The sequence below is a fragment of the Gilliamella sp. wkB178 genome (genome assembly GCF_001690705.1).
GTDB classification, from domain to species: domain Bacteria; phylum Pseudomonadota; class Gammaproteobacteria; order Enterobacterales; family Orbaceae; genus Gilliamella; species Gilliamella apicola_K.
The window spans coordinates 151793-168964 of record NZ_LZGK01000001.1; the positions used below are offsets into that span (position 1 = coordinate 151793).

At 38.9% G+C, this 17172-nt stretch carries 18 protein-coding genes; 10 read left to right on the forward strand and 8 right to left on the reverse strand.

Features of this window, described 5'->3' with window-relative positions; translation table 11 throughout:
* Positions 1-456 precede the first annotated feature (456 nt).
* Complete coding sequence (locus A9G13_RS00680) at positions 457-1167, forward strand: DsbA family protein (protein WP_081301107.1); 711 nt, start codon at positions 457-459, stop codon at positions 1165-1167.
* Here A9G13_RS00680 and flhA read toward each other — a convergent pair.
* The 5 genes from flhA to flgA all read right to left on the reverse strand — a co-directional run bounded on the left by flhA (position 1164) and on the right by flgA (position 6039).
* Entirely contained in the window at positions 1164-3218 is a 2055-nt protein-coding gene (gene flhA, locus A9G13_RS00685) for a flagellar biosynthesis protein FlhA (protein WP_065555789.1), read from the reverse strand. The genes A9G13_RS00680 and flhA overlap by 4 nt on opposite strands.
* A 41-nt stretch (positions 3219-3259) precedes the next feature.
* Entirely contained in the window at positions 3260-4399 is a 1140-nt protein-coding gene (gene flhB, locus A9G13_RS00690; protein ID WP_065555711.1) for a flagellar biosynthesis protein FlhB, read from the reverse strand.
* A 139-nt stretch (positions 4400-4538) separates the two neighbouring features.
* Positions 4539-4973, reverse strand: coding sequence for a flagella synthesis protein FlgN (locus A9G13_RS00695; protein ID WP_065555712.1), 435 nt, complete (start codon positions 4971-4973; stop codon positions 4539-4541).
* A gap of 24 nt (positions 4974-4997) precedes the next feature.
* On the reverse strand, positions 4998-5297 hold the full coding sequence (gene flgM, locus A9G13_RS00700; RefSeq protein ID WP_065555713.1) for a flagellar biosynthesis anti-sigma factor FlgM: 300 nt from the start codon (positions 5295-5297) through the stop codon (positions 4998-5000).
* An 85-nt stretch (positions 5298-5382) separates the two neighbouring features.
* Positions 5383-6039 carry a flagellar basal body P-ring formation chaperone FlgA gene (flgA, locus tag A9G13_RS00705; protein WP_065555714.1) on the reverse strand — a complete coding sequence of 219 codons (657 nt, stop codon included), beginning with the start codon at positions 6037-6039 and terminating at the stop codon, positions 5383-5385.
* A gap of 154 nt (positions 6040-6193) precedes the next feature.
* Between flgA and flgB the strand changes: the two genes are divergently transcribed.
* Genes flgB through flgJ form a run of 9 tightly spaced genes read left to right on the forward strand, consistent with a single transcriptional unit; the run spans position 6194 to position 13424 of the window.
* Positions 6194-6604, forward strand: a complete 411-nt coding sequence (flgB, locus tag A9G13_RS00710; RefSeq protein WP_065555715.1) for a flagellar basal body rod protein FlgB — start codon at positions 6194-6196, stop codon at positions 6602-6604.
* Positions 6605-6606: 2 nt separating this feature from the next.
* Complete coding sequence (flgC, locus tag A9G13_RS00715; protein WP_141670830.1) at positions 6607-7014, forward strand: flagellar basal body rod protein FlgC; 408 nt, start codon at positions 6607-6609, stop codon at positions 7012-7014.
* A gap of 12 nt (positions 7015-7026) precedes the next feature.
* The gene (locus tag A9G13_RS00720; RefSeq protein WP_065555717.1) at positions 7027-7746 is read left to right on the forward strand and encodes a flagellar hook assembly protein FlgD; all 720 of its coding nucleotides are present in this window, start codon (positions 7027-7029) and stop codon (positions 7744-7746) included.
* 15 nt (positions 7747-7761) lie between these two features.
* Entirely contained in the window at positions 7762-8973 is a 1212-nt protein-coding gene (flgE, locus tag A9G13_RS00725; protein WP_065555718.1) for a flagellar hook protein FlgE, read from the forward strand.
* Between the two features lie 14 nt (positions 8974-8987).
* Positions 8988-9743, forward strand: coding sequence for a flagellar basal body rod protein FlgF (locus A9G13_RS00730; protein WP_065555719.1), 756 nt, complete (start codon positions 8988-8990; stop codon positions 9741-9743).
* Positions 9744-9755: 12 nt separating this feature from the next.
* Complete coding sequence (gene flgG / locus A9G13_RS00735; protein ID WP_065555720.1) at positions 9756-10538, forward strand: flagellar basal-body rod protein FlgG; 783 nt, start codon at positions 9756-9758, stop codon at positions 10536-10538.
* 22 nt (positions 10539-10560) lie between these two features.
* Positions 10561-11250, forward strand: coding sequence for a flagellar basal body L-ring protein FlgH (locus A9G13_RS00740; RefSeq protein WP_255307331.1), 690 nt, complete (start codon positions 10561-10563; stop codon positions 11248-11250).
* 11 nt (positions 11251-11261) lie between these two features.
* Complete coding sequence (locus A9G13_RS00745) at positions 11262-12371, forward strand: flagellar basal body P-ring protein FlgI (RefSeq protein WP_065555722.1); 1110 nt, start codon at positions 11262-11264, stop codon at positions 12369-12371.
* Positions 12372-12389: 18 nt separating this feature from the next.
* Positions 12390-13424 carry a flagellar assembly peptidoglycan hydrolase FlgJ gene (flgJ, locus tag A9G13_RS00750; protein WP_065555723.1) on the forward strand — a complete coding sequence of 345 codons (1035 nt, stop codon included), beginning with the start codon at positions 12390-12392 and terminating at the stop codon, positions 13422-13424.
* Positions 13425-13522: 98 nt separating this feature from the next.
* On the opposite strand, the gene flgL is transcribed toward flgJ, so the two are convergent.
* The 3 genes from flgL to motB all read right to left on the reverse strand — a co-directional run bounded on the left by flgL (position 13523) and on the right by motB (position 17172).
* A complete protein-coding gene (gene flgL / locus A9G13_RS00755) occupies positions 13523-14479 on the reverse strand; it encodes a flagellar hook-associated protein FlgL (RefSeq protein ID WP_065555724.1) in 957 nt (318 codons plus the stop codon).
* Positions 14480-14493: 14 nt separating this feature from the next.
* Positions 14494-16137, reverse strand: a complete 1644-nt coding sequence (gene flgK / locus A9G13_RS00760) for a flagellar hook-associated protein FlgK (RefSeq protein WP_065555725.1) — start codon at positions 16135-16137, stop codon at positions 14494-14496.
* Between the two features lie 141 nt (positions 16138-16278).
* Complete coding sequence (motB, locus tag A9G13_RS00765) at positions 16279-17172, reverse strand: flagellar motor protein MotB (protein WP_065555726.1); 894 nt, start codon at positions 17170-17172, stop codon at positions 16279-16281.

A 17172-nucleotide genomic window follows, 5' to 3' on the forward strand; every position in this document is an offset into this window, starting at 1 on the left:
AACGCTCGAAACCTAACGAATATAATTATTAGTCGATACAGTTATTGTTAAGATGTTTCCTGAGAGGTATACGTTTCAGTATAAAATAAGCAACTTTGTTGCTTATCTGCCATCTTTTCGCTGGTATGGTAAATGTCCAGTAGGGTGGGCATAAATAGAGTTTATGCGATATCTGGTAAATTTATACAAATTTAGATGTTGTAAGTTTGAACTTTATATTATTATTGCTTCTTGGCTTGAGGGCTTCAAATCGATAGCAAGTATAAGTATCATCATTGTGGTGAGTGATTATAATTTAACTAGTAGCTAGCTATAAAAATTGTGCTCACAATTTATTACAATTTCGAGTAGAATTAGCCGTCGAATTTGGTAGCGAATTTAACTAATCAAGTACTGAAATTTTGATTAGCTTTTAAATATGCACGCGATTATTACAGAAAGGGGAGAATCAAATATATGAAAAAAACACTGATTGCTATAAGTGCATTAGTCTTTTCAGTAAGTTGTTTGGCAGCAGAAACACCGGCAGCCAAAACTGCGGCTACAGCTGCTGCAGCAACCACAGCTAAGCCGCAAGTTGATAAGCAATATACCGTATTACCAACGCTCCCAAGCCCGGAGAAACAAGTCGTTGAGTTTTTTTCTTTTAATTGCCCTAGTTGTTACATGTTTGAAACCGAATATCATGGTTCTCAGGTTATTAGCCAAGCGCTGCCGCAAGGCGTTAACGTTAAGCGCTATCATCTGTTAGATTTTGGACCACTAGCCATGGAGCTTTCTGAAGCCTGGGCGGTAGCAAATGTGCTTGATTTGCAAGATAAAGTATCGTTAGCACTTTACCAAGCGGTGCAAAGAGATCACAAAATACAATCCGTTGACGACATTAAAGCAGTCTTTGCAACTTTAGGTGTGGATGCGGCAACTTATGATAAAACCAAAGACAGTTTTTTAGCCAAAGCGTTCATGGCGCATCAAGTCGATGCCATCAAAGAGTTAAAGCCGAATTCAATCCCTGCGGTTTATGTAAATAATAAATTTTACATTGATTCACAAGGACTGGATAAAACCTCTAATGAGGCATTTGTACAAGATTATGCTCGAGTTGCCGCATATCTTGTTAATTTAAACCCTAATGTTAAAGCCAAAATAAAAACAGAAACTAATTAATCAGCACCAATTTGCGCGGTCATTTTTATTTCGCGGTTATCAGCAATTTCCAAGTTGGAAAGCACCACTAATTGTGGAAAGCTGTGGCGTAAAAATTGTGACAACATTGGCCGTAATGCATGATTAACTAATAATACCGGTGGCGCACCAATGGCATCTTGCTGATTGAGTGCCGGCTGGACTTGTTGAATAATGTGTTCAGCTAGCCCCGGTTCTAAATTACTGGTATTTTGCAGTGCTTGCAGTAATAGTCGCTCTAAATTAACATTTAAACCGATTACATTGATGGCATCAGTCCCCGGGAACCATTGTTGGGTAATCACTCTCCCTAAAGCGATCCTTACCATACTCAGTAATTGATAAGGATCATTTTGGGTTGGCGCATGCTCACAGATAGTTTCAATGATAGTGCGCATATCGCGGATGGACACTTTTTCGGCGATCAGATTTTGTAAGATTTTGTGAAAAGTTGTCAGTGTAACCACGCCGGGCACAAAATCCTCCACTAATTTGGGTATTTCTTGTTTTAACCGATCTAATAATTCTTGGGTTTCTAAGCGACCAAATAGATCGCTAGCATGTTGTTGTAGTAAATGATTGAAATGGGTGGCAATCATAGTACTAGCATCCACCACGGTATAACCGAGTATTTGCGCTGGTTCTTTATTGGTTTCATCAATCCATATCGCTGAGAGTCCAAAGGCCGGTTCGGTGGTGGGTATGCCGTCGATGGTTTCAGTGACATTACCCGGGTTAATCGCCAACCATTTGTTATTGATAATTTCCCCTTTGCCAATTTCGCCACCTTTGATAAACAATTTATATTGATAAGGCGCTAATGACAGGTTATCGCGAATATGTACTTGTGGCGGTAAAAAGCCAAGGGTTTGAGCAAATTTTTTGCGTAAACTGCGGATCCGACCCAGTAATTCACCATTTTGCGCTTGATCAACCATTGGGATCAACCCATAACCGACTTCCATTGCTAAGGTATCTTCAATATTAACATCTGACCAAGTTGCCTCAATGTTTGCTGGTGTGGTTGCTTGAACATTAGCCGGTTTAACTGTTGTTTTGGGTTGGGTTTGCTGTTGCTTAGTTAACCACCAAGCAAGGATAGCCAAAATTGCGGTGAAGGTTAAAAAGACTAAATTAGGCATGCCCGGAATTAAGCCCAGTAAGCCAATAACGACCGCCGTTAAAATCAGTACTTGTGGATTATGGAATAATTGGTTGAGCATTTGCTCACTGATATTGTCTTGGGAGTTGACGCGAGTAACAATAACCCCAGCCGCCGTGGAAATAATCAATGAAGGAATTTGCGCCACTAGACCGTCACCAATGGTTAACAGCACATACGTTTGGCTGGCATCCGCAAGTGCCATGCCGTGTTGCACCACTCCTACCAATAATCCACCAATAATGGTAATCGCCATTATGAGTAATCCGGCAATCGCATCCCCGCGGACAAATTTACTAGCACCATCCATGGAACCATAAAAATCAGCTTCTTGGGTGACTTCAGCGCGGCGAGCTTTGGCTTCATCCTCGCCGATTAAACCGGCATTAAGATCGGCGTCGATAGCCATTTGTTTGCCTGGCATACCATCTAAAGCAAAACGGGCGCCCACTTCCGCTATGCGGCCGGCGCCTTTGGTGATCACCATAAAATTGATAATAACTAAAATAATAAACACCACAATACCAATGGCAAAGTTACCACCGACTAGAAAGTGACCAAAGGCTTCAATCACGCGACCGGCAGCAGCACTACCGGTATGACCTTTGAGTAGTACCACTCGTGTGGAGGCAACATTCAAAGATAAACGTAATAAAGTTGCGAATAATAAAATGGTTGGGAAGGCAGCAAAATCAAGCACCCGTTTGGTAAAAAGTGCCACGATTAATATGATAATAGATAAAGCTATATTGAACGTAAACAAGAGATCCAAAATAAATGCCGGTAATGGCAACACCATCATTGATAGAATTAACAGAATAAGCAATGGCCCGGCTAAGATCTGGTAATGACCGTTTTTCAAGGTGTTCATTGATAATAATGTAAGTAGTTTAGATTTAATCATGAGACTGGTTATTGCCTTTGTTTATTGTCAGATAATGAATCAGGAATGGGTAAATTATTTGGCGTTATTGGTTTGTCACCGCCGTATTTATGCCAATGTTTTAATTGATATACCCAAGCTAAAATTTGCGCCACCGCGGTATATAATTCGGTGGGTATGGTTTCACCTATTTCGCCATGACGGTACAACGCTCGCGCCAGCGGTGGTGCCTCTAATTGCGGAATACTATGTTCGCTAGCTATTTCTTTAATGCGCTGGGCTATTTTATTGGTGCCTTTAGCCAACAGTTTAGGCGCTAACATAGTTCTTTCATCATACTGTAGCGCCACCGCATAATGGGTGGGATTGGTGATAATTACATTGGCTTTGCTTACATCTTTCATCATGCGGCGCCGGGCTATGGCTTGTTGCATTTGCCGAATACGGCCTTTGATTTGCGGGTTACCTTCTTGCTCTTTAAATTCATCCTTAACTTCCTGTTTGGTCATTTTTAGTTTTTTTAAATTGCTCCAAATCTGATAGAAAATATCAAAGCCTACCATTGGGATTAAGGCGGTAACGCTTAATATTCCGCACACAATGAGCAAGTGCATGGCTTTGGTTAACGCCTTAGCGAAATACATATTAGGTAAGCTAAGTAAATCGGAAAAATTAGTGATGAGAAAAACCAACACTACCGAGGCGATCAAAATAACTTTTAATATACTTTTTAATAAATCAGCCACAATTCGAGTACTAAATATGCGAGCAAAACCACTGATAGGATTTAATTTTTTAAAATTAGGTTTAATTGAATGGAAACTAAATAGCAAGCCGCCGATGCATAGGGGGGCGATAATGGCAATGATCACTAAAGCCAAAAATATCGGTACCATTGCCCAAAAGCCAGCCGCGGTGCTATTAACTAAATTGAAGATCATCAGCTTATCATCATTAATACTTGGGGCAACCCGCATAGCGGTTTTGATGATGGTGATTAAATGGGTAACTAGGTTGGCCCCCATTATCCAAAATATAGTAAAAGCGACCACTAAAATTAGTACTGAAGTTAATTCACGGGAACGGGGGATTTGCCCTTGCTCTTTGGCTTTTTTTATTTTGCTGTCTGTGGGTTGTTCGCTTTTATCTGCATCACTATCGTTAGCCATGATGGAAGTTAATAAAATTATCCCGTCTAATTAGAATCACCTTTACAGTATGAACGCAATTAAGCCAAGTTATTGCCGCGAACAGACACTATTTTACTGGCTATTTGTGCCGTTTACTGTCGATTTAGCTTAATTGTACTCAAACTTTAACCCGATTAGCGGCAACAATTTCAGTCTGTTGATAGCCATTGTTGGTATAAGTTACCGGATTATTGATGTTTCTTAGGTAATTAATGGCTTGTTGGGTTTTATCTATGCGCTGTTGAATAAGTAAGCCATTATCGCGATTTATTTTAGCTAATAGTTTAGTGGTGGCAGTTATTGATTGCCATTGGCTGGCAAGTTTGGGATTGTCGCTATAAGGTGATTTTAGGTTGTATTGTTTACTGATCGCCACTCGCTGATCATCGAGTAATTTTAATTGAATCAGTAATTGGTTTTTGTTATTTATGATGTCATTCAATTGGTTAGTTAAACTATGGTTAATTAATAGTTGTTGTTCATTTTGTAACACTTCGGCAATAGTGGGTAACATTGCACTAATTTTATTTAAGATTTCATCCAACTCTAACATCAATTATTTCCTTTCAACGCTAATTTATTGCCCCAAGTCTTGCTGTATTTGTTTAATTAATTCATCGGCGATTTTATGTGAATTAACCACTAGTTTACCCTCGGCGATGGCTTGTTTTATTTGGGTGACTTTGTCTAAATTAACATCATGTTCCGTTGTTTGTAATAATGTCAGTGTTTGTTGACTTAGACTCACATTGGTACCGATAGTAGCGCTATTTTTCGTCGTTACAGTTGCCGGTTGCCGTTTATGTTGCTCACTTATGGTTTTAGGATTAAGTAACTTAGATATTGTAGTAACAGATTTGCTGGCATCGATACTCATAATATTCCTTTGGTTAACATATTAAGGTTTTAAATACTGGGTTTAGTTTAATTATCGGCGTAAATTGCAAAAGCATTAATTTTATTTATGGATTAATCATTACCCCATCATTGGTCACTATGCCTTCAATAATATTACCGGAATTAAGTCTGACATTGATGTGATCGTCTAACACGGCATTATTCAGTGTTTTACCATTGGTGACGATTTGATACCCGTCACCATTAATAATGACTTTAACTATTTGCCCGGCTTTTACTAACCAATTTTTTTGTAGCATAGCCGTTTTTATGGGTTCATCAGGCTTAATATTGCGTAAAGCAATGTGATTAAGGGCTTGAGCTTTATCCAAAATAACGGCTGCCGGCAACGTATCAAGGCGACCGGATTGTAAGCGAATATGCTCATCAGTAATTACTGTGCCAGCACTAATGGCTTGCTTGGCAACCACATAATTGCCACTAACCGCCACATTTAGCTGTATAAATTTGGTTTTATGGTCACATTGGGCACTAATGGTTACCTTACCGGCAAATTTTTGCTTATTTAATAACGTTAATTGTGGTTGTTCACAGCTTAATTGCGGCTTGGGGGATAAGTAAGTAATGGCAATATTATCGATTTTTTGGCTGAATTGTTGGGCAATTAACTGATTAATTTGCTGATCCAGTGAGCTTGCCATAGCGGTATTCCAACTAATTAAAATACCAACTAAGGTGATTAATCTTACAATAATGGTCATGAGTGCCAGTGGTTAAACGAATTTGTTAGCAGATTTTACTGTATACCTAAATTAATTGAATGTAGAAATAGGGGCTATTTTTAGCGTTATTTATAGGATGATTTTTTTTTGATTAACATAAAATCTTAATTAAGCAACAAAATGAGATGATTTTATGTTCAATAAATTAGATAACTTTGTTAACTTCCATCAACAAGCCTTGAATGTGCGTGAACAGCGGCAAAATATATTATCTGCCAATATTGCCAATAGTGACACGCCAAATTATCAGGCTCGCGATATTGATTTTAATGCCGAGTTAATTAAAGCACTTAAACAACAAACTAGCATTAATAATCTGCAACTTAATATCACCTCCAATCGACATATGCAAACTTCTATCCCCGTCGCGATTAATCAAGATTTACTTTACCGCATTCCTTATCAAGTAGCCGCCGATGGCAATACGGTAGAAATGGATCAAGAACGTACTGCATTTATCGATAACAGTATTCATTATCAAAGTAATTTAACCTTTTTAGGTGAGCAATTTAAAAACGTGATGTCAGTATTACAACAAGGATAATAATAATGAGTTTTTCTATTTTGGCAATTTCTGGTTCGGCTTTGATGGCGCAATCACAACGCATGAATGTTAGTGCCAGTAATTTAGCTAATGCTGATAGTGTAACTAGTACCTCGGGAACGGCTTACCGTGCGAAACAAGTCGTTTTTCAAGTAGATGATAATGGTTACCAAAATGTGGTGGCAGGGGTTAAGGTGACCCAAGTTATTGAAGATCCGGCACCAATGAATTTAGTGTATGAACCTAATCACCCATTAGCTGACGCCAAAGGTTATATTCAAAAGCCCAATGTTGATGTCGTTGCCGAAATGGTTAATACCATTTCAGCCTCACGTAGTTATCAGGCGAATATTGAAGTGATCAACACCGCCAAAAGCCTAATGCTAAAAACGCTAACATTAGGGCAATAATAGGAGAAACTTATGGGGATTGCTAATGTGCCAGTGGCAGAGTCTTCAGCAGTCAAAAGTACTAATACTACTCAAAAAACGTCAGCAGATGGCAATTCCAGTAAGGAGTTGCAAGATAACTTTTTGGCGCTATTGATTGCACAAATGAAAAACCAAGATCCAACTAATCCAATGGATAATAGCCAATTAACGTCGCAACTGGCACAAATTAATACCTTGGCCGGAATTGAAAGGCTCAATACCACGTTAGGTATGGTTTCCGGGCAGATTGACGATAGTTTATCGGTTAATGCCAGTAATATGATTGGTAAAGGCGTTATGGTTCCGGGCAATAAAATTTTGGTGGCGACAGCTGAAGCAGAAGGTTCAAGTACAGAAAATGAAACTATTACTACGCCATTTGGGTTTGAACTGGTGCGTGATGCTGATTCGGTAATCATCACTATTCAGGATGAAAATGGCAATGTAGTGCGTGAAGTGGATTTAGGCGCTATTCCTGCTGGGGTCAGTTCGTTTACTTGGGATGGGGTACTCAATGACGGTACCGTAGCCCCTGATGGTAGCTATACATTTACAGTTAATGCTAGTAATGATGGTCAAAAAGTATCTTCTACTTCATTAGCTTATTCCGTTGTGTATGGTGTGATTAATAGCAAAGTTAACAATAAAGTATTACTGGATTTAGGAATACTGGGTTCAATAAGTATTGACGAAGTTCGTCAGATTCTTTAAGGAGATAAAGTTGATATGGGATTTTCTCAAGCAATTAGTGGTATGAATGCTGCATCTAAGCAATTGGATGTAATTGGTAATAATATTGCCAATTCCGCAACAGTAGGATTTAAGAGTGCTAGCATCTCTTTTGCCGATATGTATGCCGGCTCAAAAGTAGGCATGGGGGTGAAAGTGGCAGCAGTGATGCAAAATTTTAACGATGGCACCACTACCACCACCAATAATAGTTTAGATGTAGCGATTTCTGGCAATGGCTTCTTTCGGTTAGTGGATAGTAGTGGCCAAGTTTATTATACCCGCAATGGCCAATTTCAATTGGATTCTGAGCGTAATATTATTTCGGCGGATGGTTTGCATTTAACAGGATACCTTGCCAGCGGTACGCCACCAACAATCCAGCAAGGATCAACGCCCGGGCCGTTAAAAATTTCACAAGAAATGCTCAATGCCGCGGCAACTACTAAAGCATCATTACAAACCAATTTAAATTCCAATAGTAAAGTCCCCGAAAAACAACCCGTCAATCCCTTGGATGCTGATACCTTTAATTACTCAACTACCATCAGTACTTACGATTCGCTAGGTAATCAACGTAATGTTCAGCTTTTTTATGTAAAAACCGCAGATAACCAGTGGGATGTGCATTATCTGGATAGTAGCGACCCTAATGCAACCTTGGTAAAAGGTGGACAGATGGAATTTGACTCATCGGGTAAATTAATTAGTGATCCACAAATGACTATTAGCCTTAATGGCATTAATGGTTCGGCAGCCAATACCTTTAGTTTATCGTTAGCTAATAGTTCACAACAAAATATGGGTAAAGAAGTGGGTAGTATCAAAACCCCAATTGTCGATGGCTATGCACCGGGTGATTTAGTCGGTTACAGCATTAATGATGATGGTTCTATTTATGGGATCTACTCTAATCAACAAACCATGTTATTAGGGCAAATTGCCATGGCTGATTTTGCAAATGTTAATGGCTTGGAATCTGCCGGTAATAATAATTGGCGATCAACCATTAATTCCGGGGCTGAAGTATTAGGTTCGGTTAATTCTGGTACCTTGGGATCATTAACCAACGGTGCCGTAGAATCATCAAACGTAGATATGAGCCAAGAGTTAGTTAATATGATTGTGGCACAGCGTAATTATCAGTCTAATTCGCAAACCATTAAGACTCAGGATCAAATTTTAAATACATTAGTAAATTTACGTTAATTTAAGGGTGATCAATGGATCGTGTTATTTATACCGCTATGTCCGCAGCCAGTCAGGTGCTTAATCGCCAGTCGGTGACTACGCATAATCTGGCCAACGTGACTACCACGGGATTTCGAGCGCAATTAACTACTATGAAAGCCGTTGCGGTAGTAGGTAATGACCAGCCGACACGGACTATGGTAACAGCTACTACGCCGACTTTTGATTCCACTTTAGGTGCATTTAATTATACCGGACGCGAGTTAGATGTTGCTTTACCCGAAGATCATTGGCTAGCGGTGCAGTTAGCTGATGGTAGTGAAGCGTATACGCGCAATGGTGCGATTGACATTGATGAAGATGGTACCCTCAAAATTCAGGGTCATCCTTTAATTGGCGATAATGGCATTTTGACAGTACCACAACGTTCACATGTGAGTGTCAGTGGTGATGGTACATTAACGGCTTTAGGGGCGGGTGATAAACCGACAACAATTGCTCAAGTGGGTAAAATTAAACGCGTCCATATTGAGCGTAACCAGCTTATGCGTGGTGATAATGGCTTTTTTCAATTAACGCCAGCAACTAAAAATGAGCGTGGAGCAGTGCTGCCGGACAACCCTAAAGCTGTGCTTATGTCAGGTGTGTTAGAAGCGAGTAATGTAAATCCAGTTTCAGCAATGGTTGATTTAATCAGTCATTCACGCCAATTTGAAATGCAGATGAAAGGAATTATTACCGCGGATGAAAATGCTCAAAAAGCCAATCAAATTTTATCATTAACTTAACAAGGAAGAACCATGATTAAATCATTATGGATTGCCAAAACTGGACTGTCGGCACAGCAAATGAATATGGATATTATTTCCAATAATTTAGCTAATGTCAGTACCAGTGGTTTTAAACGGCAAAGAGCCGTTTTTGAAGATTTATTATATCAAACGGTGCGCCAACCGGGTGCTCAGTCATCAGAGCAAACCACATTACCATCGGGGTTACAAATTGGTACCGGTGTGCGCCCAGTTGCAACCGAACGTATTCATAGCCAAGGTAATTTGGAGTTGACCGATAATAGTAGTGATGTTGCCATTAATGGCCAAGGTTTTTTTCAAGTGTTATTACCAGATGGTACTCAGGCTTATACGCGTAGTGGCGCATTTCAAGTCAATCAAAATGGTCAATTGGTTACTGCTGCCGGTTATGAAATTCAGCCAACGATTAATATCCCGTCTAATGCAATCAAAATGACAGTTGCTCGTGATGGTATCGTTAATGTGACGTTAGCCAATCAATCATCCCAAGTGCAAGTAGGTCAATTAACCTTACATACTTTTATCAATGATGCTGGTTTAGAAAGTATGGGTGAAAATCTGTATTTAGAAACCGAAAGCTCAGGAGCGCCAACTGAAAATACACCAGGCTTAAATGGTGCCGGGTTGTTATACCAAGGTTATACCGAAACCTCTAATGTTAATGTTGCTGAAGAATTGGTCAATATGATTCAAGTTCAACGAGCTTATGAAATCAACAGTAAGGCTATTTCTGCTTCAGACCAAATGTTACAACGTTTAAACCAGTTATAAATTTGAGCATATGATAACTGTTATGACAGCTGTAATGAGATTTTTGTATATTCCGCTGCTAGTGATTTTATGTGGTTGTGCGCAATTACCCAAAAAAGCCTTAGTTGAAGGTGAAACCAGTATTGTCCCGAAAATGCCTGAAATTGTGAATGCCAATGGTTCAATTTTTCAGTCGGTACAACCGAGTAGTTTTGGTTATCAGCCGATGTTTGAAGATCGCCGTCCGCGTAATATTGGTGATGTGTTGACTATTGTATTGCAGGAAAATGTCAGTGCTAGTAAAAGTTCTTCAGTTAATGCCGGTCGTAATGGCTCAGCTAACCTTGGGGTTAAAGCCGTCCCCACTTTCCTCGATGGTTTAGTCGGTCGTGGTAAAGTTGATACCGATATTTCTGGTGATAATGACTTTAAAGGCTCGGGCGGAGCTAATGCCAAAAATACCTTTAGTGGAACTATAACCGTTACCGTGCAAGACGTAATGATTAACGGTAATTTGAAAGTCATTGGTGAAAAACAAATTGCAATTAATCAAGGTACTGAATTTATTCGTTTTTCAGGTGTGGTCAATCCCAGAACTATCAGTGGTAATAATACCGTCGTTTCGACACAAGTTGCTGATGCACGGATTGAATATGTGGGCAATGGTTATATCGACGAAGCGCAAACCATGGGATGGTTGCAGCGCCTGTTCTTAAACTTTTCACCATTTTAAAGAGTGTTTTTATGATAACAACATGGCGTAAATTAATTGCTTTCACTTTGATGTTACTCATTGCACCTATGAGTCATGCGGAACGCATACGTGATTTAGTTACCATTCAAGGCGTTAGGGAAAATGCCTTAGTTGGCTATGGTATTGTGGTTGGCCTTGATGGTACCGGAGATCAAACATCACAGACTCCGTTTACGATTCAAAGTATTACCAATATGTTATCGCAATTAGGTATCACGGTGCCGACAGGTAGTAACATGCAATTAAAAAATGTTGCGGCGGTAATGGTTACCGCGAAGTTACCTTCATTTGCTCGTGTTGGTCAACAAATGGATGTGGTTGTATCGTCTCTAGGTAATGCCAAAAGTTTACGTGGCGGTACCTTAATTATGACACCATTAAAAGGTACCGATAATCAGGTATATGCTATTGCCCAAGGTAATCTTTTTGTTGGTGGTATGGGGGCTAGTGCTAGCGGTGGCAGTAGTGTCAGCATTAATCAAATGGCGGGGGCGACTATTCCTAATGGCGCTACTATTGAACGGGAATTAGCCACCAGCTTAGATAAACAAAATATTATTCACCTGCATATGCATCAATTTGATTTTACCCGGGCGTTAAAAATATCAGAAGCCATTAACAAATTACAAAAAAATTCGGCCACGGCATTAGATGGTATGACCATTGCTTTAAAAATGCCCAAAGAGAGTAATGATCGGGTACAGTTCTTATCACGCATACAAAATTTGGATATTGCTAGTACGCCAGTATCAGCCAAAGTAGTAATTAATACTCGCACTGGCGTAGTGGTGATGAATCAAAAAGTTAAATTGGATAATTGTGCGGTTGCTCATGGTAATTTATCGGTAGTGGTTAGTAATAAATTAAATGTGAGCCAACCTACTACACCATTAGCTGGTGGCAATACCGTAGTCGTGCCGGACAGTCAAGTTAGTATTGAACAGCAAGGTGGCGCGTTACATAACGTATCGTCTAGTGCCGATTTGAATCAGGTTATCAACTCATTGAATTTACTTGGGGCGAATCCAACTGAATTAATGTCAATACTAGAAGCACTGAAAACCGCAGGTTGTTTACATGCTACCTTGGAAACAATCTAATCGAAAAGAAGATATTATATGCGTAATCTAATGGGTCAATCATTAAACCGTTTTGCTTATGATTTAACTGGTCTTAATCAATTAAAACAACATGCTGCCAAAGGTTCTACTGAGAGCGTTAAACAAGTAGCACAACAATTTGAATCATTATTTATGAATATGATGATGCAAAGTATGCGTAAAGCAGTGCCACAAAGTGGTTTGTTTAATCAGTCATCCTCGCAATTATTTACGGCCATGTTTGATCAGCAAATTGCGCAACAAGCTGCGGGTAAAGGATTAGGGTTAGCGGATATGCTAACCAAACAATTAACCGGCGGCGCATCTCCAGCGGTCAATGTTAACGCTCAAACTCAAACTCAAAAACAAGCCAATAATAGTCAACCGCAGCTTTATTTAGCGCAATCGTTGTTTAGTGATAAATCGGCTAATCTTACGCCACAAGCCTTAGGACAATTGCTTTATCGCAATAACCAAACGCCACCGTCATCACCATCTAGGGAAAATTCAGCCATCTCGGCTAATACGGCTACGCTTGCAGAAGATTATGTGACTCAATTTGTAAAAGATTGGCTTGAGCCAGCCAAACAAGCGGCGAAAATATCGGGCATTGCATATGAAGTAATTATTGCGCAAGCAGCTTTAGAAACCGGCTGGGGACAAAAGCAGATCACAACTGCAGATAATCAATCCAGTCATAACTATTTTGGTATAAAAGCCACTCCATCTTGGCAAGGTAGGTCTACGCGGTTAACCACCCAAGAATATATTAATAATACCATGATTAAAGTTAAGGATGATTTTAAAGTCTATAATAGTAAGCAACACGCTTTAACTGACTATCTGAATTTATTAACTAAAAATCCACGTTATCGTGGCGTGGTCAATGCACCAGATGCGCGCACTGCTGCCAAAGAATTACAGGCAGCGCATTATGCTACTGATCCGCAATATAGTGATAAGCTTATCCAAATTATTGCTCGCATTGAGCAAATCGCCGCCAATCATTCGCTAACCAAGGTATCAGGTTTTAAACAAATTGTGTCCAGATAATGACATAGAAATTACATAAATTAAAAACGACATAAAATAAAAAAGGAGGGCTAACCCTCCTTGCTAGTTGTATGACTATTGCTTACATTGTTTATAAATTATTTCATTTGAAACAGCGACATGTTTTGCATGTTCATAAAGGTATATTGTGCCGCCTGCAAATTAGCTTGTAGCATAACGTATTCCGAAATTGCGTCATACCAATCAACATCTTCAAGTTGGCTGATTTGGGTTTCAAAATCAATGTCTAAGGTTTTGCCGTGATTAGTTAATCTTTCAATTTCGTTTAATACCGATCCACCTTCAGATCTTAGCATTGAAATATTATTAAACGAATTTTCTATGCCATAACTGGCTTTCGAGAGTCCTTCTCTAAATTGTTGGCTAGCGGTTGGGCTGTTACCGTCAATACCGATTTTTAAGGCAGCAATTGCATAATCAATGCTGGCAAAAATATTACTCTCTGCTGGCGTACCATCCGGTAATTTAACGTTTGCGCCACTCATAAATACTTGCAGACCTGTAAAACTGAGGGCAACTTCTCGAGTATTATCAATGAGAACAGTGATGGATGTGCTGCCACCAACATAACTCACGTTGCCGGATTCATCAGTGATAAACGGTGGCGTATCATTTTTATTGCCAGCAAACAGATAATTACCATTAGTGTCTTTGGAATTAGCTAAGGCTAACAATTGATCTTTTAAACCTTGTAATTGATTGGCAAGTTCAAGGCGATTGTCATCATTTAAAGTTTCATTAGCGGCATAAACTAAAGTTTCTTGGATTTTTTGAATGACAGTATTTACTTCCTTTAGTATGGTGTCTTGGCGACTCAATGATTTATCCGCGCGGTCACGGGCAATTTGTAGCTGATCATTTTGGGCTTGAGCTTGTTTTAATGTTAATGCTTGTGCGGCTGCCATCGGATCGTCTGATGGTGACAAAATTTTCTTACCAGTGGCTAAATGTAGCCCCGATGTTTGCCATTTACTGTTAGTATTTAAAATACTATTTAAATTCTTTTGATACATTAAATTAGTACTAAGGCGCATGGGTTATCCTGTTATTACTTGGTTAAACCTAAAATGGTATCGAAGATAGTGGTCGCCGCATCAATTATTTTGGCATTAGCTTGATAATACTGCATATACACCTGCATCGAGATATACTCTTCTTCAACATTAACTCCTGAGATTGATTGATTTTGTTCATTAATCTCTTGGGTTATATTTTGACTTGATTGCGCAGAAATTTTTGCAGTCTGCGTTTCGCTACCAATATAACTGACTAAAGTCGAATAAGCTTTACTTAATGTGGCGGTGCCATTAACCAGTTTTTCATTTTGGATGGCTAATAAGCGAGCTACATTACGATTGTCTCCGGCACCGTTTTCGTCATCATTAATGCCAGTGGCGAGTTTATTAACATCTTTAACTAATAGTTGTAATGATGAAGCAATGTCGGCAACGGGTTTAAGCATAAAAGAGTCACCACTAACTGGAGTACCACTAATTTCAATGCTTAGACCGTCAAATATTAATTTGCCATTTTCAATTTCAGGGGTGATTTGTTGGTGATCGGAAAGTCGTGTAATGACCCAATCATTGCCATTAAACTCTATTTTATAATCAGAGGCTTTAACGTCAGTAACTGAATTAAAATTGGCATTAATTGTGGCACTACCTTGATTGTTACTATTAGTAATGCAACTAGGTTGATTATACTCGAATAATTTTTCACCTTGATTACCATTTATATCGACACCTGAGGTATGTACTTCATTAAAACGTTCTGCTAAGTTTAAAGCGATTAAGCCTAATTGATTCCTTGCTTCAGTTAAAGGACCATCACGAAATGTTAATAATCCATTCAACGTGCCCGTGGTAATATTTTGGCTAGTTAATTCTTGTGTTGCTCCGGAATTATGAGTGTAAATAATGGTGCTTAATGCGGGATCATCTTTAGATGGCTGTACCGATAATTGGTTGACAGTTGAACCTTGAACCAAATTTAAGCCATTGGCTAATGACAAGTTATATTGCCCATTTTGTTCGGTTACCGTAATGCCAATAATTTCACTTAATTCGTTGACTAACTGATCACGTTGATCCAATAAAGCATTGGGTTCATTGCCACCACTTACTGCTTGTAAATGTGAGATTTTTTGGTTTAACTCGGCAATTTGTTGGGTATAGGAATTGACTTTATCAACATTATTCGCCAACTCGGTATTGAGGTTAGCTATTTGATTGTTTAAGTTATTTTCAGTTTTATTAAATTGATTAGTTAACGAAGTTAAATTACTAATAACTGTTTGTTTAATTGATGGATCGCTAGCATTGGCAGACAGTTTGTTTAAGCTGTCAAAAAGATTATTAATTTGTGATGAAATGCTATTGTCATTTTCGGCAAGTAAGTTATCAACTTTTGATAATTCATTATAATAAGCTTTGATGGCGCCATTTTGTGATTGCGATTGGCGTAATTGGCCAACTACAAACTGATTATAGGTACGATTGACTGTGCTTACCTTAACGCCATTACCAATAAACCCAAAACCATGTTTGGTGCCGTTAGCTTGACTCAAAATTTGTTGTTGACGATTGTAACCAGGGGTATGCGCATTACTGATATTATTGCTTATGACGTTAAGCATATTTTGCGCGGCATTTAAGCCACTAATTCCTGTATTCATCAATGAATTGGCCATAAAAACTCCTAATATAATTCCGGTCAATAATTTGATTATCAAACTAATGGGGTATTAGTTATATCGGCCAAACTTTAAAAAACTTTAATTGTTTTTAGCTAATTTTGTCGTTGATGAAAACTCTTTGGTTAAAGTCAGTAGTTATTCCGGTTTAGTTGGTTGTAATTGTTTTAAAAAATCGATACCGGTCATATTATTTTCTTCTTCGATATATTGTTGTGCCGCTTTATTCAAGATTAACAGACTAATACGTCGATTGGCATCGGCACTATAATTAGGATTGTTTAAACCAACGGTGTCGGCTAATGCGATAATGCGGATGATCTTGCTGGAATCTAAACCACCGGCAATAAGTTCCCGCCTTGAGGCATTGGCACGGTCTGCGGACAATTCCCAATTGCTATAACCACGATCACCAGTTATATATTGGCGTTCATCGGTATGCCCTGATAAGGTAATTTTATTGGGCAAGGAATTTAAAATTGGCGCTAGGGCAAATAATATTTCTTGCATATTGGGGTGAATTACGGCGCTACCAATATCAAACATGGGTTGATCATCGGTGGCGAGAATTTGGATCCGTAACCCCAATTCAGTTAATTCAATGATTAAGTTTGGCGCTAATTTTTGTAAGCGGGGATCTATTTCGAAAACTTCATTAATCTTGCGGGCGGTTTCAATAAACTGTATTTTTTCTAGTTGCTTTGATTCTAGAGTTTCGGTTTTAGTATTTATTGGCGTGTTTTTTTCTTCACCAAGTTGTTTAGTAACATCATCGCCACCACCGGGAATAGGGCTTTCGCTATCGCTAATATTTTTGCCACCATTATTATTAACCAGTAAAGGTGTTCTAAAATATTCTGCAATACCTTGTAGTTCTTGAGGGCTGGCTTTGGCAATTAGCCACATAACTAAAAATAATGCCATCATGGCGGTCATAAAATCAGCATAGGCAATTTTCCATGAGCCACCATGATGACCACCATTATGTTTTGATTTTTTGGAGATAATTATTCTTACTGATTTATCTTTCAT

Excerpts from the sequence above, each read along its gene's own strand:
- flgJ (WP_065555723.1), top strand. The coding sequence starts at position 12,390 with ATGCGTAATCTAATGGGTCAATCATTAAACCGTTTTGCTTATGATTTA.
- flgB (WP_065555715.1), top strand. The coding sequence starts at position 6,194 with ATGTTCAATAAATTAGATAACTTTGTTAACTTCCATCAACAAGCCTTG.
- A9G13_RS00695 (WP_065555712.1), bottom strand. The coding sequence starts at position 4,973 with ATGTTAGAGTTGGATGAAATCTTAAATAAAATTAGTGCAATGTTACCC.
- flgA (WP_065555714.1), bottom strand. The coding sequence starts at position 6,039 with ATGACCATTATTGTAAGATTAATCACCTTAGTTGGTATTTTAATTAGT.
- A9G13_RS00740 (WP_255307331.1), top strand. The coding sequence starts at position 10,561 with ATGACAGCTGTAATGAGATTTTTGTATATTCCGCTGCTAGTGATTTTA.
- motB (WP_065555726.1), bottom strand. The coding sequence starts at position 17,172 with ATGAAAGATAAATCAGTAAGAATAATTATCTCCAAAAAATCAAAACAT.
- flgG (WP_065555720.1), top strand. The coding sequence starts at position 9,756 with ATGATTAAATCATTATGGATTGCCAAAACTGGACTGTCGGCACAGCAA.
- flhA (WP_065555789.1), bottom strand. The coding sequence starts at position 3,218 with ATGAACACCTTGAAAAACGGTCATTACCAGATCTTAGCCGGGCCATTG.
- flgK (WP_065555725.1), bottom strand. The coding sequence starts at position 16,137 with ATGGCCAATTCATTGATGAATACAGGAATTAGTGGCTTAAATGCCGCG.
- flgL (WP_065555724.1), bottom strand. The coding sequence starts at position 14,479 with ATGCGCCTTAGTACTAATTTAATGTATCAAAAGAATTTAAATAGTATT.
- flgE (WP_065555718.1), top strand. The coding sequence starts at position 7,762 with ATGGGATTTTCTCAAGCAATTAGTGGTATGAATGCTGCATCTAAGCAA.
- flgM (WP_065555713.1), bottom strand. The coding sequence starts at position 5,297 with ATGAGTATCGATGCCAGCAAATCTGTTACTACAATATCTAAGTTACTT.
- flhB (WP_065555711.1), bottom strand. The coding sequence starts at position 4,399 with ATGGCTAACGATAGTGATGCAGATAAAAGCGAACAACCCACAGACAGC.
- A9G13_RS00745 (WP_065555722.1), top strand. The coding sequence starts at position 11,262 with ATGATAACAACATGGCGTAAATTAATTGCTTTCACTTTGATGTTACTC.
- A9G13_RS00680 (WP_081301107.1), top strand. The coding sequence starts at position 457 with ATGAAAAAAACACTGATTGCTATAAGTGCATTAGTCTTTTCAGTAAGT.
- A9G13_RS00720 (WP_065555717.1), top strand. The coding sequence starts at position 7,027 with ATGGGGATTGCTAATGTGCCAGTGGCAGAGTCTTCAGCAGTCAAAAGT.
- A9G13_RS00730 (WP_065555719.1), top strand. The coding sequence starts at position 8,988 with ATGGATCGTGTTATTTATACCGCTATGTCCGCAGCCAGTCAGGTGCTT.